Genomic DNA, 22966 nt, shown 5'->3' with positions numbered 1-22966 from the left:
CCTGACGGGCGGGGAGCGACGATGACCATCATCCCGTTCCCCGCCCGCGGGGGGCGCCGGTACGGTGGCCCGGTGGTCACCGAGGCGATGTCGTTCGAGCACGAGCAGGACGACGTCGTCCTCGCGCTCGCCACGCGCCTCGTCGCAGGCGAGGAGACGGCTCTCGAGGAGGTCTACGACCGCTGGTCGGCCCTCGTGCACACCTACGCGCTGCGTGCCCTGCACGACCCCCACGACGCCGAGGAGGTCACCCAGCAGGTGTTCGTCGCGGCGTGGCGCAGTCGGCACACCCTGACCCCGAGCCCCGCTGCGCTGCCGGCCTGGCTCGTCGGGATCGCGCGGCACAAGGTCGCCGACGTGCGCGCCGCCCGCGCCCGCGACGCCGCCAGGCTCGCGGCCGTGGTGTCCTTGCCGGGTGCCCGCGACGGGGACCACCAATCCGCCGACGACGACGTCGCCGAACGACTCGTGGTCCGCCAGGCAGTCGAAGAGCTGCCGGACCCGCGCCGCACGATCATGTTCCTCGCCTTCTGGGAGGAGCACAGCCATGCCGAGATCGCCGAGAAGGTCGGCCTCCCTCTCGGCACCGTGAAGAGCCACGTACGTCGTGGCCTGATGAAGCTCCACCAACAGCTCGAGGGGGTGCGCCATGAGTCACGCTGATCCCGAGCAGCTCGCGGGGCTCGCACTCGACCCCTCGGACGGTCCCGCCGACGTGCGCGAGCACGCCGAGACCTGCCCCGAGTGCGCCGGCCTGGTGGCCGCGTTCACCGGCGTACGCCGCCGCGCGGGCGCCGACGCCCTCGTCCCGCCCCCTGCCGGGCTGCGCGACCAGGTCCTGGCCGAGGTGCGCGCCGGCGATGTCCCGACCCCGCTCGCCCGGCCCGCTGCCGCCGAGCCGTCGGCCCGTCGGGGCGTGCCGCTCTGGCTCGCCGGCGTGGCTGCTGCGCTCGCCCTCCTCGCCGGCGTCGGGCTCGGGCGCATCGGCACCGGGTCCACGGAGGCCCCCGAGGCCGTGCCACCGCCCGGCGACGCCGGCACGGTCGTGGCCGCGACCGCCCTCACCGCCCTCGACAGCGACGCCGAGCGTGGCAAGGCGAGCGCCGTGCAGACCGACGACACCTTCACCATCCGGGTCAGCGCCAGCGAGCTCGGCGACGAGCCGGGCGTCCGCGAGGTGTGGCTGATCAACGTCGACGGCGAGCGGATGATCTCGATCGGCCTGCTGGCCTCGGGCGACGAGGGGGAGTTCGCCGTCCCCATGGACCTCATCGACGAGGGCTACCGCATCGTCGACATCTCGGTCGAGCCGGACGACGGCGACCCCACCCACTCCGGGGTGAGCATCGCCCGCGGTGAGCTCGCCTGACCCCCCATCGGGACGGGTCGTCCTCGACAACGCGTCGCGCGACGACTAGGAACGGGTCATGAAGTGGAGGTACGCCGTCCTCGGCGGCACGGCCGCGGCAGCAGCTGCGACGACCGTGCACGACCTGGTCCAGACGAAGCACGCGATCGTCCGCAACTTCCCGATCATCGGGCACGCCCGGTTCTTCCTGGAGAGGTTCGGGCCCGAGCTGCGGCAGTACATCGTCACCAGCAACGACGAGGAGCGGCCGTTCAGCCGTGACCAGCGCCGCTGGGTCTACGCGAGCTCGAAGCTGGAGAACAACTACTTCGGCTTCGGCACCGACAACGACGTCGAGCGGGTCGAGGGCTACCCGATCATCAAGCACCGCACGTTCACCGGACCCGGCGCCGCGACCATGCCCCACGCCCAGGAGGAGATCGCGCTGCCGTGCGCCAAGGTCATGGGCGCGGCGCGCGGTCGCCCGCAGGCCTTCCGTCCGGGGTCGGTGGTCAACATCTCCGGGATGAGCTTCGGCTCCCTGTCGGGCAAGGCCATCGAGGCACTCAACAAGGGCGCCGCCATGGCCGGGTGCCTGCAGAACACCGGCGAGGGCGCGCTGTCGCCGCACCACCGGCACGGCGGCGACGTCGTCTTCCAGATCGGCACGTCCTACTTCGGGTGCCGCGACGAGCACGGGCGCTTCGACATGGCCAGGCTCGTCGACCTCGTCCAGTCGGCGCCGGTGAGCGCCATCGAGGTCAAGCTGAGCCAGGGCGCGAAGCCCGGGCTCGGCGGGATGCTGCCGGGGGAGAAGGTCAGTCGCGAGATCGCCGAGATCCGCGGCATCCCCGAGGGCGAGGACTGCGCCTCGCCCAGCCGCCACGACGTCTTCGGCGACGTCGACTCGATGCTCGACTTCGTCGAGTCCGTGGCGCAGGCCACCGGCCTGCCGGTCGGCATCAAGTCCGCGGTCGGCAACCTCACGATGTGGGACGAGCTGACCGAGGCCATGTCGAGCGGCGGCCGGGGTGTCGACTTCGTCAACATCGACGGGGGCGAGGGCGGCACCGGCGCGGCTCCGATGATCTTCGCCGACTCGGTCGCCTACCCGTTCCGCATCGCCTTCTCCGAGGTCTACCGACGCTTCGCTGAGGCCGGGCTGAGCGACGACGTGGTGTTCATCGGTGCCGGCAAGCTCGGCATCCCGGACAACGCGGTCGTGGCCTTCGCCCTCGGCGCCGACATGGTCAACGTCGGCCGCGAGGCGATGATGGCCATCGGGTGCATCCAGGCCCAGAAGTGCCACACCGACCACTGCCCGGTCGGCATCGCCACCCAGAACCCCCGCTACACCCGCGGCCTCGATGTGGGGCTCAAGAGCGTGCGCGCGGCCAACTACGTCCGCTCGCTGCGTCGCGACCTGCTCAAGGTGTCCGAGGCGATCGGCGTCGTCCACCCCGGCCTCATCGGCCCGCGCGACATCGACCTCCTCGACGGCACCCGTACGGCGGTGGGGCTCGGCACCGCGTACGGCTACGACCCCGCGTGGCAGCGGCTCGGCCCGCGGTTGGTCAAGGAGATCGAGGAGATCATGGTCGCCCAGGACGCCACCCACGGCGCCGCCGAGGGGACGAGCCCGCGGGCCTGACTAGCCCGAGCGCGACTGGCGGACGGTCTTGTCGTGCTGCTCAGGCAGCTCCTCGAGCTCGCGGAGGAAGTCGGCGGCCCACTTCGCCACGTCGTGCTGGACGACGGTCCTGCGCATCGCCCGCATCCGCCGCGACGTCTCCTTCTTGTCCGCCGCGAAGGCGTCGAGCAGGGCGGACTTCATGCCGTCGATGTCGTAGGGGTTGACCAGCCAGGCCTGGCGCAGCTCCTGGGCCGCGCCGGCGAACTCCGACAGCACGAGCGCGCCGTCGTCGTCGAAGCGGCAGGCGACGTACTCCTTGGCGACGAGGTTCATCCCGTCACGGAACGGGGTCACCACCATGATGTCGGCGGCGCGGTAGAGCGCCGCCATCTCCTCGCGCGGGTAGGAGGAGTGCATGTAGGAGATCGCCGGCCGTCCGATCCGGCCGTGGTCGCCGTTGATCCGGCCCACGAGCAGCTCGATCTCGTCGCGCAGGATGCGGTACTGCTCGACCCGCTCGCGTGAGGGCGTCGCGACCTGCACGAAGACCGCGTCCTCCACGTCGAGCTTGCCGTCGCGCACCAGCTCGCCGAAGGCACGCAGCCGGGAGTGGATGCCCTTGGTGTAGTCGAGCCGGTCGACCCCCAGGAAGATCCGCCGCGGGTTCCCGAGCGCCTCGCGGATCTCCTTGGCGCGCTCGGTCACCGCCTCCGAGCGGGCGAGCTCCTCGAACCCGGCGGTGTCGATCGAGATGGGGAACGCGGTCGCCTTCACCGGCCGGCCGTCGGGCAGGTAGATGGTGTCGCGGTGCGTCTTGTGGCCGACGCGGCTGCGCACGAGGCGTACGAAGTTGGCGGCGGCGCCGGGCAGCTGGAAGCCGATCAGGTCCGCGCCGAGCAGTCCCTCCAGGATCTGGCGGCGCCACGGCAGCTGGGAGAAGAGCTCGGCCGGCGGGAACGGGATGTGGAGGTAGAAGCCGATGCGCAGGTCGGGGCGCTTGGCGCGCAGCATCTGGGGCACGAGCTGGAGCTGGTAGTCCTGCACCCACACGGTCGCGCCCTCGGCCGCCACCTCGGCGGCCCGGTCGGCGAAGCGGCGGTTGACCGCGACGTAGGAGTCCCACCACTCGCGGTGGAACTCCGGCTTGGCGATCACGTCGTGGTAGAGCGGCCACAGCGTGCCGTTGGAGAAGCCTTCGTAGAACTCCTCGACCTCACGCGCGCTCAGTGCCACCGGGACCAGGGAGAGCCCGTCCTCCACGAACGGCTCGAAGTCCTCGTCGTCGGCCGAGCCCGGCCAGCCGATCCACGCTCCGTCGTTGGCGCGCAGCACCGGCTCGAGGGCGGTCACCAGCCCGCCGGGGGAGGTGCGCCACGACGCGGTCCCGTCGGGGGCGACGACCCGGTCCACGGGCAGTCGGTTGGCCACGATCACGAGGTCTGCCTGCGGAGCTCCACTCACGTCGCCAACCCTAGCGACGGCCGGCGAGTCGCAGACCACCCCGCGGTGTCCCGCCCCACGAGAGCACCGCGGGTTTTGTCCAGACGACTCGCCGGAGGCGAATGACATCGTTGTCGTTCGTCGCCTAGACTCATGCCGTCCGCCCGGTCACGGGTGGATGTGGGGTCGAGGAGGAGATGTCCGATGGACGCAGCCGAGCACATCGCAGCCGGGCAGGAGACTGCTGCCGGGCTCAGCCAGCGCGATCGCGACATCCTCGAGTTCGAGCGCCACTGGTGGAAGTACGCCGGCGCCAAGGAGCAGGCGGTCCGCGAGAACTTCGACATGTCCTCGACCCGCTACTACCAGGTCCTCAACGCCCTGATCGACCGCCCCGAGGCCCTCGAGGCCGACCCCCTGCTCGTACGCCGCCTCCGCCGGCTGCGGGCCTCCCGCCAGCGGCAGCGCTCGGCGCGCCGCCTCGGCTTCGAGGTCTGACACCGCGACACCTGAGACCGACTCCTTCGTCACGGCCCGCCCACTCACGATTGGTCACCTTCCCCATGGCCTCCTTCCCCAGCACCGGCCGCACCACCTCGCCCCGTCGACGTGACGAGCGCGGGGTGGCCTTCCCGTCCCCCCTCGTGATGCTGTCGGTCCTCGCCGTCGCGATGGCCTCGATCACCTTCGTCGCCACCCGCGACCAGGCGCCGACCGAGCGCCGTGTCGACACCGCGACGATCGCGAGCGCCGGCCAGACGCCGAGCCCCACCGCGGAGCCGTCCCCGACCCCGACGAAGACGCCCGAGCCCAAGCCCAAGCCGCAGCTCGAGCGGGGCGAGGTCTACGTCGAGGTCTACAACAACTCCGGCATCCGGGGCCTGGCCGCCGAGACGGCCACCAAGGCCACCGGTGTCGGCTGGGCCGTGGTCGGCGAGGACAACTGGCAGGGCCTGATCCCCACCAGCACCGTCTACTTCCCGCCCCGGCTCAAGGCGGCCGGCAAGCAGCTTGCCCTCGACCTGGGGATCAAGCGCACCGCCCCGGCCGTCGGCGTGATGAAGCGCGACCGGCTCACCGTCATCCTGACGGCCGACGCCCCGCGCTGATCCCGGCTGATCCCGGTCGGCCCCGGACAGGCTCCGCGTCCGCGGACCTTCCGTGGTTGGGTTGACCCCATGGAGTTCACCTCCGACGACGCGCGCGCCCACTACGACGCCGTACGCGACGTCCTCGACGGCGTCGTCGTGGGCCTCGACTTCGACGGCACGCTGTCACCGGTCGTCGACGACCCCGAGGCCGCCCGGCTCCACCCGGCGGCCCCGGGAGCCCTCCTCGAGCTCGCCGAGGTGGTGCGAGCGGTCGCGGTGATCACCGGACGACCGGCACGCCAGGCCATTGCCATGGGCGACCTCGACGCGCTCGGCAACGCGATGCTCGACCGTGGTGCCGAGCTGTTCGTCTTCGGCCAGTACGGCAACGAGCGCTGGTCGGCGACCGAGCAGCGGATCCGGTCGCCGCGGCCCCCGGCCGGGCTGGCCAGCTTCGAGCGCGAGCTGCCCGCAGTCCTGCGCGGCGCCGGTGCCGCCGAGGCGTTTGTCGAGGAGAAGGGTCTCGCCGTCGCGGTGCACACGCGCCGCATGGACGACCCGGTCGGCGCCTTCGAACGCCTGGTCAAGCCCATCGCCGCCCTCGCCGAGCGCCACCACCTGACGATCGAGCCCGGCCGCAACGTCATCGAGATCCGCTCGGGCGACATGCACAAGGGTCAGTCGCTGCGGGCCTTCGTCGCCGAGCAGGAGGCCACCGGGGTGATCTTCGGCGGTGACGACCTCGGTGACGTCGAGGCCTTCGAGGCGGTCCGCTCGCTGCGCGCCGAGGGCCTGCCCGGCCTGGTCGTGTGCTCCGCCTCCACCGAACAGCCCGACCTCGTCCGGCTCGCCGACGTCGTCGTGGACGGCCCCGCGGGCGTCGTCGAGCTCCTGTCCGGCCTCGCCGCGCGGCGCTGACCGTACGGCGGACCCCGCACTGACCACATCGTGGACTCGATGTGCGCATCGTGAGACGCCCTGCCTAGGCTGAGCCTGCTCATCACGAGGGACTGAGGGAACGGCCCGACGAAGTCCCGGCAACCACCCGCGAGCCTCCTGTCCGCCTCACGGCCGGCAGTCGCGGGAGCAGGTGCCAAATCCGACCCCAGCGAGAGTCGCGGGGACAGATGAGAAGGAGGACTTCATGAGCACCCTGCTGGACGACACCACCACCACGCCGAAGAAGCAGCTGCGCGAGGGGGCCTTCGGCAACGCCCGCGCGCTCGCCTGTCGCGAGTGCGGGCACGAGGTCACCCTGGGGCCGTCGTACGCCTGTCCGGAGTGCTTCGGACCGCTCGAGGTGTCCTACGACTTCCCCGTCGTGACCCGCGAGGAGATCGCCGCCGGGCCGCGCAACATCTGGCGCTACAAGGCGCTGCTGCCGGTCCCGACGGACATCGAGCAGAGCCCCAACACCGAGCCCGGCTTCACGCGGCTGCTGGAGGCGAAGAACCTCGCCCGCGAGCTCGGCCTGGAGAAGCTGTGGGTCAAGGACGACTCCACCAACCCCACCAACTCCTTCAAGGACCGGGTCGTGGCCTGCGCGCTGAGCGCCGCCCGCGAGTTCGACGCCAAGGTCTTCGCCTGCCCCTCGACGGGCAACCTCGCCAACGCCGTCGCCGCGGCCGGTGCGCGCGCGGGGATCCCCACGGTCGTGTTCATCCCGAGCAACCTCGAGACGCCCAAGAAGGTCAACTCGGCGGTCTTCACCGAGAAGCTCGTCGCGGTCGACGGCAACTACGACGACGTCAACAAGCTCGCCTCCGAGATCGCCGGTGAGGAGGAGGGCTGGGCGTTCGTCAACGTGAACGTGCGCCCCTTCTACGCCGAGGGCTCCAAGACGCTGGGCTACGAGATCGCCGAGCAGCTCGGCTGGCGCCTGCCCGACCAGATCGTCATCCCCGTCGCGTCCGGCTCCCAGCTCACCAAGGTCGACAAGGCCTTCCAGGAGCTGATCGCCCTCGGCCTGGTCGAGGACAAGCCCTACAAGGTGTACGGCGCCCAGGCCGCCGGCTGCTCCCCGGTCTCGGTGGCCTACAAGGCCGAGACCGACGCGATCCGCCCGGTCAAGCCCGACACCATCGCCAAGAGCCTCGCCATCGGCAACCCCGCGGACGGCATCTACGTGCTCGACATCTGCCGGCGCACCGGCGGCGCGGTCGAGGACATCACCGACGACGAGGTGCGCGAGGCGATCGTGCTGCTGGCGCGCACCGAGGGCATCTTCACCGAGACCGCCGGCGGCACGACCGTCGGCGTGCTCAAGAAGCTCGTCGAGACCGGTCAGCTCGACCCTTCGCTCGAGACCGTCGTGATCAACACCGGCCACGGCCTCAAGACCCTCGACGCCGTGTCTGACCGCGTCGGGCCCGCCGCCACCATCGCCCCGTCCTATGACGCCTTCGTGGCGTCCAACGTCCTCTGAACGAAGGAAGACCTCATGGCTGTCTCGGTCCGGATCCCCACCATCCTGCGCACCTACACCGGCGGCGAGTCCGAGGTGAGCGCCGAGGGCGACACCCTCGCGGCGGTCCTCGACGATCTCGACTCGAGCTACTCGGGCATCAAGGGCCGGATCCTCGACGAGGCGGGCCAGCTCCGCCGCTTCGTCAACGTCTACGTCGGCAACGACGACGTCCGGTTCCTCGACGAGCTGCAGACCGCGACGCCCGACGGCGTCCAGATCTCGGTGATCCCGGCGGTCGCCGGCGGCTGAGGCCCTGGCGGCAATCCGTCACGAGGCTCGTACGTCGACCACGGCGGCGTTGCCGCGCCCGTCGACGCGGAGCTCGGCGACCGCTCCGTCTCGCAGTTGTTCGTCGACCGCCCGCGCCTCGTCCTGCGGCAGGAACCAGCTCTCGATGCCGCACCGGATCTGCCACGAGCGGTCGTCGCAGGCGAGGTAGGGACCCTCGTCCGGCCGCGTGCGGGACCACGCGTCGGCCACCCAGACCCCGTCCTCCTCGGTCAGGCTGACGTAGACCTCGCCGGACTCGCCGTCGTCGAGGGCGCCGAGGCCCGGCTCCACGAAGGACTGCGACGTGTCGTGGCGGAGGTCGGGGTAGTCGAGGGCGACGTACGCACCACGGAACGGGTCGATCGGGTCGACGGGCGCCACGCGCACGACGTAGGCGTCGCCCGCGATCCGGGCGGAGAGCTGCGGCGCGACGCCCACGCCGACCAGGACGAGCTGGCTGACGGCGACGATGCCGGTGACGGCGATGCGGTTCATCGGGCTGCTCCTTCGGCTCCGGCGGAGGAGTCGTTGTCGAGGGCGTGGGCCAGCTGTCGGCGGGCCCGGTCGAACAGGAAGCCGGTCGCCAGGAAGACGGTGCCCAGCACCACGAACAGCCAGGCACCGGTGACGATCGGCGCGAACACCGCGAAGCTCTGGAAGGTCGTGAAGACCACCAGCCCCGCCATCGCCATCCAGATCAGGGGCGGGTGGTCGCGGACGGTGCCGAGTGCGACCAGCCCGACGGCGAGGACGACGTAGGCGATGACCGAGACCGCCGCATGACCCCAGTCGGCGGCGTCCACCGAGGACGTGTCGGTCCCCGTGGTCCAGAGCGCGATCAGGGTGGCCACGACGAGCACGACGATGGCACCGAGGGGCTCGAGCACGCGCAGGCCCGGACGGGTGAGCACCGCGGCCACCGCCGCGACGCCGGCGGCGACGAGCGCGACCACCAGCCAGGTCGTCCACTCGACGCCGTCCGAGCCGATGTCGGGGATCGCGGCGGCGAAGAGCGCCAGCAGCGCCATCCCGCCGCCCACCGTGCGCCAGGCCCAGGCGTAGGAGTCGATCCACCCGTCGTGCAGCACGGCCAGGCTCGAGGCCAGGACGGTGCCGGCGCCGAGGAGGAGGACCACGGTGAGGCCGTTGGGTGCGTCCCACAGCGGCTGCCAGAACCACCACACCACGCCGGTCACCAGGCCGACGAAGAAGGGCATGTGCGACCGGGTCAGGTAGCCGTGGAGCAGGGTCCCGGCCGACCAGAGGCCGACGAGGCGAGGCTCGTAGGCGGGAACCTGCAGCGACTGGGCCGCCTGGAACAGGACCGCACCGGCGCCGAGGGAGGCGAGGAGGCGTGCGGCGCCGACGAGCGGCGGGGAGGCGCGCCGGGCGGCCAGCACCTCGCCGCCCACCAGGAAGGCGAGCCAGAGGGTCGCGACGGTCACGAAGCGAGCGATGGGGGAGAGCTCGTCGAGGTTGGCGGCGACCAGCCAGATCAGTCCGACGCCGACGAAGCCGGCGCCCAGGTAGAGCAGGACCCGGCCCACGCTGATGCGCGCGTGGTGCTCGGAGCGGTAGCGCGACGAGATGCGGGTCGCCTGCTCCTCGCTGATGATCCCCTGCGAGGTCCAGTCGGCGAGCTCGGTGCGCAGCCAGGCGAGCTGCTGCGGCGCGACCGGGCGGGTGACGACGGCCGGTGACGATGACGAGGTGTCGGTCATGCCTCCACCCTCCCGCGCCGTGGCGGGACTGTCCTGAGTACATCGACCCATCTGTGGGGTGCCGTTGGGTCTCGGGACGCCCGCGGTTGCGCGGACGTTCAGGTCGGTCTGGTTCACATGTGCCGTGGGGAGCACACACCTGACCCGGGCCGGCGTTGCGCTGGCCGTCCTCGGCGGCGTCGCGGGAGGAACGGCGTACGGCGCCCGGGAGCTGCTGCAGCGGCAGGCCGCGCAGGCCCGGCGGGCGATCGGCAAGCCGCTCGGCGAGCAGGCCCCGGACGCCGACCGGCACTACAAGCGGAAGTACGGCGAGCCGGTCGACCTGCTGGTGCTCGGCGACTCGATCGCGGCGGGGCTCGGCGCGGAGAAGGCGAAGCACACCCTGGGCAGCCGGCTGGCGCGCGGCATCGCCGCCGACGCCGGAAGGTCGGTGCGGTTGCGGACCGCCGCCCTGGTGGGCTCCGAGAGCAGCATGCTCGGCGCGCAGCTCGCCTCGCTTCCTCCGGGCTACCGCCCGGACGTGGCCGTCATCGTCGTCGGCGGCAACGACGTCACCCACCGGGTGCCGGTCGCGGAGTCCGTACGCCACCTGGCGGAGGCGGTCGCCGACCTGCGGGCCCGTGGGGCCGAGGTCGTCGTCGGCACCTGCCCGGACCTCGGGGCGCTGCGACCGGTGCCGCAACCCCTCCGGGCGCTCGGGTCGCGGGCCTCCCGGCAGCTCGCGGACGCCCAGCGGGCGGCCGCCCTCGAGCAGGGCGCGAGGGTGGTGTCGCTGGCCCACGTGGTGGGGCCGTTCTTCATCACCAACCCGGACGAGATGTTCAGCCTCGACCGCTTCCACCCGAGCGCCCACGGCTACAAGCGGACCGCGAAGGCGATGCTCCCCTCGGTGCTCGCGGCCCTCGGTGTCGTGGCCGACGTGCCGTTCGGGCACCACGCACCCGGGGTGGGTGGGTCAGGCTAGGGTTCCCGGGTGCGCACCACTGCTCGACGAGCCGGCCAGGCCGTCAAGAAGGCTGCCAAGAAGGCCGGCAGGATGCAGGCGTCGCCCGCGCCGGCCGAGCCCGAGCCGCTCGACCCGAAGGCCGAGCGCCGTCGTCGGTTGCTGGCCAGCAACCTGACCGAGCTGGCCATCGAGTTCCGCACCGACAAGTGGGGCGTCCACAAGTACACCCCCCACTACGAGCGCCACCTGCAGCACCTGCGCGGCGAGTCCTTCACGCTCCTCGAGCTCGGGATCGGCGGCTACAAGAAGCGCCGCAAGAGCGGGGCCTCGATGAAGATGTGGCGCTGGTTCTTCCCCAAGGCCCGCATCGTCGGGCTCGACATCGAGGACAAGACGTGGCTCACGCGGGGCCACATCCACACCTACCTCGGCGACCAGACCGACCCCGAGGTCCTGCAGCGGATCATCGACGAGCAGGGCGCGCCGCTGGTGGTCATCGACGACGGCAGCCACATCCCGGCCCACGTGCGCGAGTCCTTCCGGATCCTGTTCCCGCTGCTTCCCGACGGCGCCATCTACTGCATCGAGGACACCCAGACCTCCTACTGGCCGGCGTGGGGGGGCCAGCTCGACCCCCGGGCGCCCGGCACGTCGATGGACCTCGTCAAGGACCTCGTCGACGGCCTCAACCACGAGGAGTTCCTCCTCGAGGACTACGAGCCCACCTACACCGACCAGTGGGTCCGCGCCGTGCACTGCTACCACAACCTCGTGATCATCGAGAAGGGCGACAACCGCGAGGGCACCAACCGCGACAACGTCGCGCACGAGCTCTACGGCGCCTCCGAGCTGCCCGACGACTCGGGTGACCCCGACGAGTCATGACGGTCCTGCTCGCCACCAGCGGTGACCTGCCGCAGGGGGAGCCCGGCGCGGGCGCCCTCGACGCCGTGCTCCGCGACCGTGGCATCGACTTCGCCTGGGCCCGCTGGGACGACCCGTCCGTCGACTGGTCGGACGCCGACCTCGTCGCCGTACGCTCCACGTGGGACTACGTCACCCGGCACGCCGAGTTCCTCGCGTGGACGGCGTCGCTCGACCAGGCCCGCCTGCTCAACGGCGCCGACGTCTTCGCCTGGAACCACGACAAGCGCTACCTCACCGAGCTCGGCGACCTGCCGGTCGTGCCGACGCTTCTCGCCGACGACCGCGACGAGCTGGCCGACGGCGTACGCCACTTCGGCACGGCTGTCGTCAAGCCTCGCGTGGGTGCCGGCGGAGCAGGACTCCTCGTGGTCACCGATCCCGACGACCCGCGCCTGGGCCGTCCGGTCCGCAGCCACCCCGACTACCCCGAGGTCGACGGGCCCTGGGTCGTGCAGCCGCTCGTCGAGTCGATCCGCACCCACGGGGAGTCGTCGGGCTACGTCCTCGACGGCAGGCTCGGGCAGCGCTTCGACAAGCTGCCGGGGGAGGGCGACGTACGGGTCAACGAGGAGTTCGGTGGCCAGGTGCGCGCCGTCGCGACCGGCGACGTGGGCGACCTGGTGATGACGGCGTACGACGCGATGGCCGGGCGCTTCGACCGACCGTTGGACTACCTCCGCGTCGACCTGCTGCGCTGGGACGGCGACTGGGTCGTCAGCGAGCTCGAGCTGATCGAGCCGGGGCTCTACCTGGACGTGTCGCCGGCCAACGCCGAGCCGTTCGCCGACCTCGTCGCTGCCCGGCTCGCCGCTCGCGCCTGACCGCCCGGTCTAGACCGCTCGGCAAACAAATCCCGCTCCGGGGGGTGGAGCGTGCCCCCCTCCGGTTAGGTTGCCCTTGTCTTGCCTGCGCTGGGGGGTGCGGGCGGGACCGGTGATCCGTCATCCGTGCCGGATCACCGTCACAACCTTCGCGGCGGCGGGAGCCTTCTCCCGCGTCGCACCTGCGGGAGGAAATAGTCATGCCCAGAACACGCCCACGCGGGGATCGCGGTGCGGCGGCGGTGGAGTTCGCACTCGTCGTGCCGGTCCTGCTCGTCGTCCTCTTCGGGATCATCGACTTCGGGTTCGCCATCAACCGCTACGCGATCGTCAACAACGCGGCCCGCGAAGGCGTGCGGGAGGCGAGCCTGGGGGCCACCGAGTCGGAGATCCGGTCCGCGGTGACCCGCGGGATGTCGGACCTCGGGGGCACGTTCACGATCACCGTCGCGTGCAAGAAGCAGGACAGCACGACGTGCACCAGCTGGGACGCGGGTCAGGAGAGCGGCGGCGTCGCCGAGGTCACCGTCGACTTCACCCACGACTGGATCACGCCCATCGGCGACCTCGTGGGCGGCGGCGGGGACTTCCACCTCGCGAAGACCAACCGCATGAGGATCGAGTGATGCGCCGCCCCTGGTCGCGGCGCCGCGACGAGGACGGGGCCGTCGCCCTGATGACGGTCATCCTCTCCGTCGTCATCTTCGGGGTGGCGGCGATCGGCATCGACATCGCGATGCTCGCGATGGAACGTCAGAAGCTGCACGACGCCGTCGACGCGGCGGCCCACGCCGGCGCCTTCACCATGCCGGCCAGCGGCGACGCCGCGATGGACGCCGCCCGCGAGATGGCGCTGACCAACGACCCCGACCTGCGCATCGACTTCACCGAGCAGAACCCGCGCATCCGGCTGTGGTGCGTGGTCGCCTCGACCGGGGCCTCCGCGAGCGTGCGTGTCGACCAGATCCCCAGCACGTGCAACCCCGGGACGGCGCCCTTCACGACGTCCAAGTATCCGGACCTGCGGTGCAACACCAAGATCTGCAAGATCCCGTGCGCGCCGAGCCTCACGACCACCTGCAACACCGTCGAGGTGGTGGCCGAGAAGGACGTGCCCTTCGGCTTCGCCAACGTCTTCGGCAAGAGCGAGGGGTCGACCGGATCCGTGGCGTCGGCCGCCTGCAAGGGGTCGTGCGGGCAGGACTCGCCCAATCCTCTGGACGTGGTGTTCATGGCGGACCGAACGCCCAGCATGTCCAACGACAACCGCAACACGATGATGGACGCCATCAAGGACACGCTGCTGACGATGGACCCGACCATGCACTACGTCGCCCTCGGCACCATCAACAAGTCCGTCCCCAACACCGGTTGCCCCACCAAGCCCGGCCCGCCGCCGCGTCGCGTCACCACCGGTGAGATCGAGGACGGCATGAAGGCCGGGGTCTGGGTGGCCACCAACTTCAGCAACAACTACGTCTCGGGGACCGGCTCGGGCAAGCGCACCAACACCGGGGATCCCGTCGTGCGCGGTCTGACGTGTGCCAAGGGTGCATGGGGAGATCCGGGCAACGGGTCGTCGGACCCCTACTACGGCACGCACCTGGCGTCGGCAATGAAAGGGGCAGCGCGCAAGCTGCTCTACTCGTCGGAGAACAATCTCGCGGGGATGCCGGCGCGGCCTGGGACGGTGCGCAAGGTGATCGTCTTCGAGACCGACGGTCGCCCGTTCGAGGTCTTCGAGGGCGGCTCGACCAGTCTCAGCGACTCCGGCGACGTCGCTTCCGGGCGGCAGAACGCAGGCTGGTCCAAGGGGCAGAACGGGTGCCAGAAGCTCGTGGACGTGGCGGAGAACGCGAAGGAGCAGGACGTCCTGGTCATCACGATCGGGTTCGGCGAGGCCACATCGGCCAACTGCTCCGACGGCTCCTCGACAGGCACGTGGACCCGTGACGCGCTGGCGGAAGCAGCGTCGCCAGCCGACTCGGGTGTCCCGAGCGAGGCCAGCCCGTGCACGACGACCGCATCTCGCGTCGAGGAGAACACCGACAAGGACTACTACTTCTGCGCGGCTCAGGGGAGCGAGCTCGCCGACATCTTCAAGACGGCGGTGGCACAGGTCTCGAGCGGCGTACGCCTGGTGAAGCTGCCCTGAGCGGCGGCTGCACGAGCCTGACCTGACGTTTGCACTCTCGGGGTGCGAGTGCTAAACATGACGCTGGCACTCTCATCACGAGAGTGACAAACGACCCAGGTGACGCTGAGGTCCCCGACGCCGGCGGGAATGGATCGCCGGCCGAGCGGGATCGTCCGTCGCGGGCAGCCTGCCTGGTGTCGACACACAGACTCACGTCGATAGGAATCGCACGCGATATGGCCAAGCTGATTGCTTTCAACGAGGAGGCCCGCCGCGGCCTCGAGCGGGGCATGAACACCCTCGCCGACGCCGTCAAGGTCACCCTCGGCCCCAAGGGCCGCAACGTCGTCCTGGAGAAGAAGTGGGGCGCCCCCACGATCACCAACGACGGCGTCTCGATCGCCAAGGAGATCGAGCTGGAGGACCCCTACGAGAAGATCGGCGCCGAGCTGGTCAAGGAGGTCGCCAAGAAGACCGACGACGTCGCCGGTGACGGCACGACGACGGCCACCGTCCTGGCCCAGGCCATGGTCCGCGAGGGCCTGCGCAACGTCGCGGCCGGCGCCAACCCGATGGGTCTCAAGCGCGGCATCGAGGCCGCCGTCGCCGCCGTGTCCGAGCAGCTGCTCGCCATGGCCAAGGACGTCGAGACCAAGGAGCAGATCGCCTCCACCGCGTCGATCTCCGCCGCTGACACCACCGTCGGCGAGATCATCGCCGAGGCGATGGACAAGGTCGGCAAGGAAGGCGTCATCACCGTCGAGGAGTCCAACACCTTCGGGCTGGACCTCGAGCTGACCGAGGGCATGCGCTTCGACAAGGGCTACATCTCGGCCTACTTCGCCACCGACCTCGAGCGCATGGAGGCGGTGCTGGAGGACCCCTACATCCTCATCGCCAACTCCAAGGTCTCCACGGTCAAGGACCTCCTCCCGCTGCTGGAGAAGGTCATGCAGTCCGGCAAGCCGCTGCTGATCATCGCCGAGGACGTCGACGGCGAGGCGCTGTCGACCCTGGTCGTCAACAAGATCAAGGGCACCTTCAAGTCGGTCGCCGTCAAGGCTCCCGGCTTCGGTGACCGCCGCAAGGCCATGCTGCAGGACATCGCCATCCTCACCGGTGGCCAGGTCATCTCCGAGGAGGTCGGCCTCAAGCTCGAGTCGGCCGGCATCGAGCTCCTCGGCCAGGCCCGCAAGGTCGTCATCACCAAGGACGAGACCACCATCGTCGAGGGCGCGGGCGACCAGGGCCAGATCGAGGGCCGGGTCAACCAGATCCGTGCCGAGATCGAGAAGTCGGACTCCGACTACGACCGCGAGAAGCTCCAGGAGCGCCTCGCCAAGCTGGCCGGCGGCGTGGCCGTCATCAAGGTCGGCGCGGCCACCGAGGTCGAGCTCAAGGAGCGCAAGCACCGCATCGAGGACGCCGTCCGCAACGCCAAGGCCGCGGTCGAGGAGGGCATCGTCGCCGGCGGCGGCGTGGCGCTCGTCCAGGCTGCTGCCACCGCGTTCGACAAGCTCGACCTGTCGGGTGACGAGGCGACCGGCGCCAACATCGTGCGCGTCGCGACCTCCGCCCCGCTCAAGCAGATCGCTGTCAACGCCGGCCTCGAGGGCGGCGTCGTTGCGGAGAAGGTCGCCAACCTGGAGGCCGGTCACGGCCTCAACGCTGCGACCGGTGACTACGTCGACATGATCGCCGAGGGCATCATCGACCCGGCCAAGGTCACCCGCTCGGCGCTCCAGAACGCCGCGTCGATCGCCGCGCTGTTCCTCACCACCGAGGCCGTCGTGGCCGACAAGCCCGAGAAGGCGCCGGCCATGCCCGGCGGCGACATGGGCGGCATGGGCGGCATGGACTTCTGAGTCCAGTCAGCTCCACCTGATCCACAGCACCACCGACAAGGCCCCCGCTCCGGCGGGGGCCTTGTCGCGTTCAGTACACCCTTACAGGTGATTGCGGTGTTCGCCGGACACCGGCTCCGGCAGTCCCTAGGCTCCCGGTGTCGCGCCACCACCGAGGTGGCGCTCGTGACTCTGAGGGGTTCACCCATCGTGCCTTCGTTCCTGCCTGCGCGCCCGAAGGGGCGCACCGTCTCAGCCCTGCTCGTCGCCGGTGCCCTGGTGGTCTCGGCCGGCGTGGGAGGCGCCACGGCCGGGGCACTGATCACCGGCAAGGACATCAAGGACAAGTCCGTCACCGGCGCTGACATCGCCGATCGCTCTCTCGGCAAGCGACAGCTCAGCACCGCGGCGGTCAAGAGCCTCCGCACGAGCTGGAACTCCGGCGTGGGAGCCCCGGCCGCGAAAGACGGCTCCACCAACAGCTGGTACCTCGACACCGCCACCGGCGACGCGTACAAGAACACCCCGCGCGGCTGGGAGTTCCGCGTGAACATCATGGGCGCCACCGGTGCTCCCGGAGCCGTCGGTCCCCAGGGCTCGAAGGGTGACACCGGCTCGGCTGGCGCGACCGGCGCGACCGGCGCGACCGGCGCGAGGGGCGAGACCGGCGCGACGGGTGCCAAGGGCGACACCGGCGCGACGGGCGCCACGGGTGCCGCCGGCGCGAAGGGCGACACGGGCGAGAAGGGTGACACCGGAGCCAAGGGCGACCGGGGCGACACCGGCCTGACCGGCGCCACGGGTGCCGCTGGTGCGAAGGGCGACACGGGCGAGAAGGGTGACACCGGAGCCAAGGGTGATCGGGGTGACACCGGCGCGACGGGTGCCAAGGGTGACACCGGCGCGGCCGGCAGCGCGTGGCTGCGCGGCGCAGGTGCGCCCTCCGCGGGGACGGGCGCCGTCGGCGACTGGTACCTCGACACGACGTCGTGGGACGCCTACGAGAAGACGGCGAACGGCTGGGCGCCCGTGGTCAACCTCCGCGGCCCGATCGGTCCCAAGGGTGACCAGGGCGACCAGGGCGAGACCGGCGAGACGGGCGCCACAGGAGCGGCGGGCGCCACTGGTTCCACCGGTGCGGCCGGTGCCGTCGGGGCAACCGGCCCGGTCGGACCCGCCGGAGCAACCGGACCCGTCGGCCCCGTGGGACCGGCCGGCCCTCAGGGCCCCGTCGGCGCCACCGGACCCAAGGGCGACACCGGCGCGACCGGCGAGACCGGTCCGGCGGGCCCCGCCGGCGGCGGGCTGACGCTGAAGGACGCGAACGAGGTCACGCTGGGGAAGGTCGTCTCCATGGACCGCGGCAGCGTGTCGTTCGTGACCTCGACGGGCTACCTCTTCACCGCCACGTGGAACGGCGTCGTCAATCCTGCACAGGTCTACTACACGAACGCGTGCGCCACGGCGGCGGGCGGCCAGGCCTACCTCAACGACGGCGGCGGTTCGAACAACCCGGGCAACCGATTCATGATGGGCAAGTACGGCGTGTTCAGCCGCACCCTCAACACGTGGATGGTCCCGACCAGCGTCACGAACGGTTTCTCGACGTCCGTGTCGTTCCAGGCGATCGGCTTCGACAACCCCGCGTGCAGTGGCATCGCGACCAACAACACGCGAGGTGGCTGGCTCCTGCGGTCCGCGACCGCCAGCGAGCTGGGCCTGCCCGCCACCGGCTCCACCGTGAACCAGTTCGCGGTTCCGTTCTCGGCGAGCTGACCAGTTCGACGTACCCGCACCATGAGCAGGGCCTCCGCTCCGGCGGCGGTCCTGCTCTCATTTTCCGACCAAGGTCGACGGCGGAGGTCCGGGGCACCGCACGTGCTGCGGATGTGGTCCCCGGAACGCGGCTTCGACGGCCACTACCGCCGCACGTGCGTTGGCGGGCTCGGTGGCGTACCCCTCGCGGGGAGCCACCGCGCCCGCCGCAAGGGCTGCCTCGGGGAGCCGCTGGTAGGAATGGCGCATGCGCCTGCCCGTGCCCGGACCCCGTGACGTGATGTCAGCCCTCGAGCGGGGGAGCGAGCAGGTCGAGGCGCTCCTCGGTGCGGTGCCGCGCATGCTGGCGCTGCTCGACCAGGCCGAGGTCCTCCTCGCCCGGGCGTCCGCCATCGTCGACCGCGTCGAGGTGGTCGCCGATGCAGCGACCGCCGAGGTAGGGCGCGTGGGGACGGTCGTCGATGCAGCGACCGCCGAGGTGGCCCGGGTGGGCACGGTCGTGGACGCGGCAACGTCGGAGGTGGCGAAGGTGGGCACGGTCGTGGACGCCGCGACCGCCGAGGTCGGGCGTGTGGGCGGGGTCGTGGACGCAGCGACCGTCGAGGTGGCCAGGGTGGGCACGGTCGTGGACGCAGCGACCGCCGAGGTCGGGCGTGTGGGCGGGGTCGTGGACGCAGCGACCACCGAGGTGGCCAGGGTGGGCACCGTGGTCGACGCCGCGGCGGCGGAGATCGAGCGGGTGGATGCCGTGGTCGACGGCGCTGCCGTGCAGGCGGGCCGGGCCGGCGGGCTGCTCGACGCGTTGGAGCCGTCCCTGACCAAGCTCCAGCCGACGCTGCAGACGCTCGCCGACACCACGCACCCCGACGAGGTGGCCGCGCTGGTGACCCTCGTGGACCATCTCCCCGCGGTGACCGAGCAGTTCGAGCGCGACATCCTGCCCGTCCTGGCGACCCTGGGGTCGGTGGCCCCCGACCTGCACGACCTGCTCGACGTCTCCCGGGAGCTCAACGAGATCCTCGGCAAGATCCCCGGCCTCGGACGCATCAAGCGCCGCGTCGAGGAGGAGGACGAGGACGACGGTCGATGATCCACGGGAACCCGCTCGACGCGCGTCCCGTCCCACCTGCACAGGAGCGAGGCCGCTCCTCACGCCTGACGAAGGGATGCCTGCCATGAGCCGACACGATGACCGATTCCGCACCGTCCGCCTGCTCCCCGCCCTCGCGGCGACCCTCGTCCTCGTCCTCTCCGCTTGCGGGTCCGAGGACGACACCGCGGCCACCACTGAGCCGTCCACCAGCGAGAGCCCGTCCGCGACGAGCTCCAGCGAGACCCTTGCCCTCGTCGCCGACGGGTCGACGGCGGGCAAGTGCGCGATGCCGTCCGCGGAGGTGCTGTCCACCTTCGACACCGCCTTCGAGGGCACCGTCACCTCGGTCGAGGACGGGACCGCCACCCTCGAGGTGGAGCAGTGGTACGCCGGCGGGGACGCGTCGACGGTCACCGTCGAGGCGCCCAGCAGGAGCCTCGACGACCTCCTGATGGCCGTCGACTTCCAGGAGGGCCAGACCTACCTCGTCAGCGCCGACGGCGACCGGGTGACCCTGTGCGGCTTCACCGCGGAGACCGACCCCGAGCTCGAGGCGATGTACACCGAGGCTTTCCCGGACTGACGGCCTGTGCGCGTCACCCGGGTTTCGGTGCTCCCTTCCGGGCGTAGCGGACCCAGGTGATGGCCACGCACATGACGGCCCACGCGATCCCGATGGCGTAGAAGGTCGTCGGGCCGAGGGTCGTGACGCCGATCCCGAAGAAGAACGGGCCGAAAGCAGCGATCGCCGCGGTCCAGCCGATGACGCCGCCTGCCTGCCGCTTCTCGAAGATCATCGGCATCTGCTTGAACGTCGATGCGTTGCCGATGCCGGCGAAGAGGAAGATCGCGAGCATGCCCCACAGGAACTGGTCGAACCCGGCTTCCAGCGTCGCAGCCGAGGTGGCGTCCGGGGTCAGAGCCGGGATGGTGAAGGCGATCGAGATGATCAGTCCGACACCGGACACCAGGGTCCAGATCGCGCCCCCTGTGCGATCGGTCAACGGGGCGAACAGCACACGGGCGCCGGCGCCGACCAGCGGACCGAGGAAGACGAACTTCACCACGTCGGGGACGTCGTAGCCCTCGACCAGGACGGTCGCCGCGGCACCTGTCCCCTGGACGATGTCGGGGTTGCTGATGCCGTAGAGGTCTGCCATCAGCAGGCCGAACTGGGCCGCCAGTCCGGAGAAGGTCCCGAAGGTCATGATGTACAGCAGCGTCATGAGCCAGGTGTCGACGTTGCCGAAGATGTCGAACTGCTGGCGGATGTTGGCCTTGATCGGCACGGACTTGAGCATCGTCCAGGCGAGGATGGCGGCAAGGACCATGAGCGGGATCCAGATGAAGGCGGCGTTCTGGTACCAGACGTCCTGGGGTGCCTTGCCGGGCATCGAGATCGTCTGGTTCGACCCGAAGAACGCCAGCCACGAGAAGCCGATGAGGTAGGGCGTGAGCAGCTGGACTGCGGAGACGCCGAAGTTGCCGAGCCCGGCCTGGAGCCCGAGCGCCGTTCCCTGCTTCCGCTTCGGGAAGAAGTAGGAGGTGCTCGGCATGAAGCCAGAGAACGCGCCTCCGCCGATGCCCGCCAGGAAGGCGAGCACCATCAGCTCCCAGTAGGGCGCGGTGGGTTCCTGGACGCGTACGCCCCACCCGAGGGTCGAGAAGACCAGCAGCAGGGAGGTGAGGGCCACCATCTTCCGGGTGCCCATGATCGGGGGCAGGACCATCCACAGGAGCCGGAACAGGCCCGCAGAGAGGCCCGGCATGGCGGCCATCCAGTAGAGCTGGGTGGTGCTGAAGCTGTAGCCCAGCGGGTTGAGCTTGGGGATGAGTGCGCTTGGCAGGAACCACGCGACGAAGGCGAGGAACAGGGCGAACGTGGTGAGCCACAGGGTCCGCCACGCCAGGCGCTCGTCCCACGTCTCCTCGTTCTCGGGGTCCCAGGACTCCAGCCACTCGCCGCTCCTGCGCGGCTGTGCGTCGGTGGTCATGCGCGTGCCTCCTCAGGCAGTCGGTCGTGCGCCACGCCCAGCCCGGGCCGGCGGTCGTCGTTGGGGTTCTCGAGCCGCCCTGCCAGCTCGGGGGACTGGGTGTGCAGCATGTGGACCACGGTCCAGTGCATCCAGGCCGCGCAGGTGAGGGTGAGCACGAACAGGACGAAGAACGTGCTCGAGGGGAAGCCCGACCAGGCCTTCGTGTAGGCGAAGAGCGGGGGCAGGAAGAACCCGCCCAGGCCGCCGAGCATCCCGACGAGGCCGCCGACCGCGCCCACGTTGTCGGGGAAGTACTCGGGGATGTGCTTGAAGACCGCCGCCTTGCCGACTCCCATCGCGCACCCGAGGAGGAACACGAGCACCGCGAACGGCGCCAGCCCGATGCTGTAGGCCAGGTGCTCGCTCTGCGACCCGTCGGGGTGGTTGATCACGATGTGCCCGTTGGGCATCATCAAGATCCCGGTCACCAGCAGCATGGCGCCGAACGTCCAGTACATGACGCGGCGCGCACCGAAGCGGTCGGACAGGTGTCCGCCGTAGGGCCGCAGGAGGCTGGCCGGGAAGATGTACGTCGCCGTCAGCAGGGCAGCCGTCTGCAACGAGACGTCGAAGTTGTCCATGTAGTAGGTGGGCAACCAGGCGGCGAGCGCGACGTACGCGCCGAACACGGCGACGTAGTAGAGGCTGAAGCGCCACACGCGCACGCTGCGCAGCGGACGCAGCTGGTGGCGCAGGGGCTGCCCGGTGCCGGGCGCGAGGTCGTGGCTCGGTGTGCCGAACCACAGCAGGGCGGCCATGACCACCAGCAGCACGGCGTACACCACGGGCACGAGCCGCCACCCGCCTTCGATGAAGCCGAAGTACGTCGCCCCCGCGGTGGCGGCGATGAGCGGCGGGCCGATGAACTTGGTGACCGAAGCGCCGACGTTGCCGGCGCCGAACACGCCGAGGGCGAAGCCCTGGTGCTCGCGGGGCTGCCACGCGGAGTTCCACGCGATGCCCGACGAGAAGGCGTTGCCGGCGAAGCCGACCAGGAAGGCCAGCACGAGCAGCGCGCCGTAGGACTCGACGCGGGAGACGAGGAACGCGGGGACCGCGGTCGCGAGCATCAGGAAGGTCATCACCTTGCGCCCGCCGATGCGGTCGGTGACCATGCCAGCGGGCAGCCGCCAGAGCGAGCCGTTGAGGGCGGCAGCGGCCACGATCCACGACAGCTGCACCTCGGAGAGGCCGAACTCCTCCTGGATGGGCTTGCCGAGGATCCCGAACATCAGCCACACGGCGAACATCAGCGTGAACGCCACGGTGGACAGCCAGAGCACCCGGCTGCGACCGGTCTGGGGCTCGCTCATCTCGACTCCTCCGTGGGGCCGCCCTGCGCGGCCCGCCAGGACGACTGTGGTGGATGGGGCGGCCCTTGTGCACGGCCGGAGGACCAATTCGGGACCAAAGTCC

The 22966-nt window shown here is 70.8% G+C and carries 22 protein-coding genes and 1 riboswitch; of the genes, 17 read left to right on the top strand and 5 right to left on the bottom strand.

From position 1 onward, the window contains the following. Positions 1–21: 21 nt before the first annotated feature. From Q1B24_RS02605 to Q1B24_RS02595, 3 genes are read left to right on the top strand one after another with little or no spacing between them, the layout of a single operon-like run. On the top strand, positions 22–663 hold the full coding sequence (locus Q1B24_RS02605) for a sigma-70 family RNA polymerase sigma factor (protein ID WP_299922907.1): 642 nt from the start codon (positions 22–24) through the stop codon (positions 661–663). After that, a complete protein-coding gene (locus Q1B24_RS02600; protein ID WP_299922905.1) occupies positions 650–1369 on the top strand; it encodes an anti-sigma factor in 720 nt (239 codons plus the stop codon). The genes Q1B24_RS02605 and Q1B24_RS02600 overlap by 14 nt, the downstream gene beginning before the upstream one ends. Positions 1370–1427: 58 nt before the next feature. Beyond that, the gene (locus tag Q1B24_RS02595) at positions 1428–2999 is read left to right on the top strand and encodes an FMN-binding glutamate synthase family protein (RefSeq protein ID WP_299922903.1); all 1572 of its coding nucleotides are present in this window, start codon (positions 1428–1430) and stop codon (positions 2997–2999) included. Here the strand turns inward: Q1B24_RS02595 and Q1B24_RS02590 are convergent, their stop codons facing one another. Then, the gene (locus Q1B24_RS02590; RefSeq protein WP_299922901.1) at positions 3000–4442 is read right to left on the bottom strand and encodes a trehalose-6-phosphate synthase; all 1443 of its coding nucleotides are present in this window, start codon (positions 4440–4442) and stop codon (positions 3000–3002) included. A gap of 183 nt (positions 4443–4625) precedes the next feature. Between Q1B24_RS02590 and Q1B24_RS02585 the strand changes: the two genes are divergently transcribed. From Q1B24_RS02585 to Q1B24_RS02565, 5 genes are all read left to right on the top strand, one after another. Beyond that, positions 4626–4919, top strand: a complete 294-nt coding sequence (locus tag Q1B24_RS02585; protein ID WP_299922899.1) for a DUF3263 domain-containing protein — start codon at positions 4626–4628, stop codon at positions 4917–4919. Positions 4920–4984: 65 nt separating this feature from the next. Then, positions 4985–5530, top strand: a complete 546-nt coding sequence (locus tag Q1B24_RS02580; protein WP_299922897.1) for a LytR C-terminal domain-containing protein — start codon at positions 4985–4987, stop codon at positions 5528–5530. 69 nt (positions 5531–5599) lie between these two features. Continuing rightward, complete coding sequence (otsB, locus tag Q1B24_RS02575; RefSeq protein ID WP_299922894.1) at positions 5600–6430, top strand: trehalose-phosphatase; 831 nt, start codon at positions 5600–5602, stop codon at positions 6428–6430. Between the two features lie 76 nt (positions 6431–6506). Continuing rightward, a riboswitch (SAM riboswitch) is annotated at positions 6507–6646 on the top strand. A 10-nt stretch (positions 6647–6656) separates the two neighbouring features. Continuing rightward, positions 6657–7937 carry a threonine synthase gene (thrC, locus tag Q1B24_RS02570; protein ID WP_299922892.1) on the top strand — a complete coding sequence of 427 codons (1281 nt, stop codon included), beginning with the start codon at positions 6657–6659 and terminating at the stop codon, positions 7935–7937. A 15-nt stretch (positions 7938–7952) separates the two neighbouring features. After that, complete coding sequence (locus Q1B24_RS02565) at positions 7953–8228, top strand: MoaD/ThiS family protein (protein ID WP_299922890.1); 276 nt, start codon at positions 7953–7955, stop codon at positions 8226–8228. Positions 8229–8246: 18 nt separating this feature from the next. Here Q1B24_RS02565 and Q1B24_RS02560 read toward each other — a convergent pair whose 3' ends face one another. Next, complete coding sequence (locus Q1B24_RS02560; protein ID WP_299922888.1) at positions 8247–8744, bottom strand: GDYXXLXY domain-containing protein; 498 nt, start codon at positions 8742–8744, stop codon at positions 8247–8249. Then, a complete protein-coding gene (locus tag Q1B24_RS02555) occupies positions 8741–9970 on the bottom strand; it encodes a DUF2157 domain-containing protein (RefSeq protein ID WP_299922886.1) in 1230 nt (409 codons plus the stop codon). The genes Q1B24_RS02560 and Q1B24_RS02555 overlap by 4 nt, the downstream gene beginning before the upstream one ends. 124 nt (positions 9971–10094) lie before the next feature. On the opposite strand from Q1B24_RS02555, the gene Q1B24_RS02550 reads away from it, so the two are divergent. From Q1B24_RS02550 to Q1B24_RS02510, 9 genes are all read left to right on the top strand, one after another. After that, positions 10095–10934 carry an SGNH/GDSL hydrolase family protein gene (locus Q1B24_RS02550; protein ID WP_299922884.1) on the top strand — a complete coding sequence of 280 codons (840 nt, stop codon included), beginning with the start codon at positions 10095–10097 and terminating at the stop codon, positions 10932–10934. Between the two features lie 9 nt (positions 10935–10943). Then, positions 10944–11801, top strand: a complete 858-nt coding sequence (locus Q1B24_RS02545; protein WP_299922882.1) for a hypothetical protein — start codon at positions 10944–10946, stop codon at positions 11799–11801. Next, a complete protein-coding gene (locus Q1B24_RS02540) occupies positions 11798–12664 on the top strand; it encodes a hypothetical protein (RefSeq protein ID WP_299922880.1) in 867 nt (288 codons plus the stop codon). The genes Q1B24_RS02545 and Q1B24_RS02540 overlap by 4 nt, the downstream gene beginning before the upstream one ends. 200 nt (positions 12665–12864) lie before the next feature. Beyond that, positions 12865–13290: a TadE/TadG family type IV pilus assembly protein gene (locus Q1B24_RS02535; RefSeq protein WP_299922878.1), complete on the top strand. Its 426-nt coding sequence runs from the start codon at positions 12865–12867 to the stop codon at positions 13288–13290. Then, on the top strand, positions 13290–14819 hold the full coding sequence (locus tag Q1B24_RS02530) for a pilus assembly protein TadG-related protein (RefSeq protein WP_299922876.1): 1530 nt from the start codon (positions 13290–13292) through the stop codon (positions 14817–14819). The genes Q1B24_RS02535 and Q1B24_RS02530 overlap by 1 nt, the downstream gene beginning before the upstream one ends. Positions 14820–15037: 218 nt before the next feature. Continuing rightward, positions 15038–16666 (top strand): chaperonin GroEL, encoded by a 1629-nt coding sequence (gene groL, locus Q1B24_RS02525; RefSeq protein ID WP_299922874.1) that lies wholly within the window; start codon positions 15038–15040, stop codon positions 16664–16666. A 189-nt stretch (positions 16667–16855) separates the two neighbouring features. Next, a complete protein-coding gene (locus Q1B24_RS02520; protein ID WP_299922872.1) occupies positions 16856–18421 on the top strand; it encodes a hypothetical protein in 1566 nt (521 codons plus the stop codon). Between the two features lie 247 nt (positions 18422–18668). After that, positions 18669–19511: a hypothetical protein gene (locus Q1B24_RS02515; protein WP_299922870.1), complete on the top strand. Its 843-nt coding sequence runs from the start codon at positions 18669–18671 to the stop codon at positions 19509–19511. An 85-nt stretch (positions 19512–19596) separates the two neighbouring features. After that, a complete protein-coding gene (locus Q1B24_RS02510; protein ID WP_299922868.1) occupies positions 19597–20097 on the top strand; it encodes a hypothetical protein in 501 nt (166 codons plus the stop codon). Between the two features lie 13 nt (positions 20098–20110). Here the strand turns inward: Q1B24_RS02510 and Q1B24_RS02505 are convergent, their stop codons facing one another. Beyond that, the gene (locus tag Q1B24_RS02505) at positions 20111–21508 is read right to left on the bottom strand and encodes an MFS transporter (protein WP_299922866.1); all 1398 of its coding nucleotides are present in this window, start codon (positions 21506–21508) and stop codon (positions 20111–20113) included. After that, positions 21505–22863: a nitrate/nitrite transporter gene (locus Q1B24_RS02500; protein WP_299922864.1), complete on the bottom strand. Its 1359-nt coding sequence runs from the start codon at positions 22861–22863 to the stop codon at positions 21505–21507. The genes Q1B24_RS02505 and Q1B24_RS02500 overlap by 4 nt, the downstream gene beginning before the upstream one ends. Positions 22864–22966: the final 103 nt, after the last annotated feature.

The organism is uncultured Nocardioides sp., from assembly GCF_947488025.1.
Classification (GTDB): Bacteria; Actinomycetota; Actinomycetes; order Propionibacteriales; family Nocardioidaceae; genus Nocardioides.
The sequence above is the reverse complement of the archived record's forward strand: the minus strand, read 5'-3'. Positions and strand labels throughout refer to the sequence as shown.

Excerpts from the sequence above, each read along its gene's own strand:
- Q1B24_RS02565 (WP_299922890.1), top strand. The coding sequence starts at position 7,953 with ATGGCTGTCTCGGTCCGGATCCCCACCATCCTGCGCACCTACACCGGC.
- Q1B24_RS02600 (WP_299922905.1), top strand. The coding sequence starts at position 650 with ATGAGTCACGCTGATCCCGAGCAGCTCGCGGGGCTCGCACTCGACCCC.
- Q1B24_RS02605 (WP_299922907.1), top strand. The coding sequence starts at position 22 with ATGACCATCATCCCGTTCCCCGCCCGCGGGGGGCGCCGGTACGGTGGC.
- Q1B24_RS02560 (WP_299922888.1), bottom strand. The coding sequence starts at position 8,744 with ATGAACCGCATCGCCGTCACCGGCATCGTCGCCGTCAGCCAGCTCGTC.
- Q1B24_RS02555 (WP_299922886.1), bottom strand. The coding sequence starts at position 9,970 with ATGACCGACACCTCGTCATCGTCACCGGCCGTCGTCACCCGCCCGGTC.
- Q1B24_RS02530 (WP_299922876.1), top strand. The coding sequence starts at position 13,290 with ATGCGCCGCCCCTGGTCGCGGCGCCGCGACGAGGACGGGGCCGTCGCC.
- Q1B24_RS02505 (WP_299922866.1), bottom strand. The coding sequence starts at position 21,508 with ATGACCACCGACGCACAGCCGCGCAGGAGCGGCGAGTGGCTGGAGTCC.
- otsB (WP_299922894.1), top strand. The coding sequence starts at position 5,600 with ATGGAGTTCACCTCCGACGACGCGCGCGCCCACTACGACGCCGTACGC.
- Q1B24_RS02535 (WP_299922878.1), top strand. The coding sequence starts at position 12,865 with ATGCCCAGAACACGCCCACGCGGGGATCGCGGTGCGGCGGCGGTGGAG.
- Q1B24_RS02510 (WP_299922868.1), top strand. The coding sequence starts at position 19,597 with ATGAGCCGACACGATGACCGATTCCGCACCGTCCGCCTGCTCCCCGCC.
- Q1B24_RS02585 (WP_299922899.1), top strand. The coding sequence starts at position 4,626 with ATGGACGCAGCCGAGCACATCGCAGCCGGGCAGGAGACTGCTGCCGGG.
- groL (WP_299922874.1), top strand. The coding sequence starts at position 15,038 with ATGGCCAAGCTGATTGCTTTCAACGAGGAGGCCCGCCGCGGCCTCGAG.
- Q1B24_RS02515 (WP_299922870.1), top strand. The coding sequence starts at position 18,669 with ATGCGCCTGCCCGTGCCCGGACCCCGTGACGTGATGTCAGCCCTCGAG.
- Q1B24_RS02500 (WP_299922864.1), bottom strand. The coding sequence starts at position 22,863 with ATGAGCGAGCCCCAGACCGGTCGCAGCCGGGTGCTCTGGCTGTCCACC.
- thrC (WP_299922892.1), top strand. The coding sequence starts at position 6,657 with ATGAGCACCCTGCTGGACGACACCACCACCACGCCGAAGAAGCAGCTG.
- Q1B24_RS02540 (WP_299922880.1), top strand. The coding sequence starts at position 11,798 with ATGACGGTCCTGCTCGCCACCAGCGGTGACCTGCCGCAGGGGGAGCCC.
- Q1B24_RS02595 (WP_299922903.1), top strand. The coding sequence starts at position 1,428 with ATGAAGTGGAGGTACGCCGTCCTCGGCGGCACGGCCGCGGCAGCAGCT.
- Q1B24_RS02580 (WP_299922897.1), top strand. The coding sequence starts at position 4,985 with ATGGCCTCCTTCCCCAGCACCGGCCGCACCACCTCGCCCCGTCGACGT.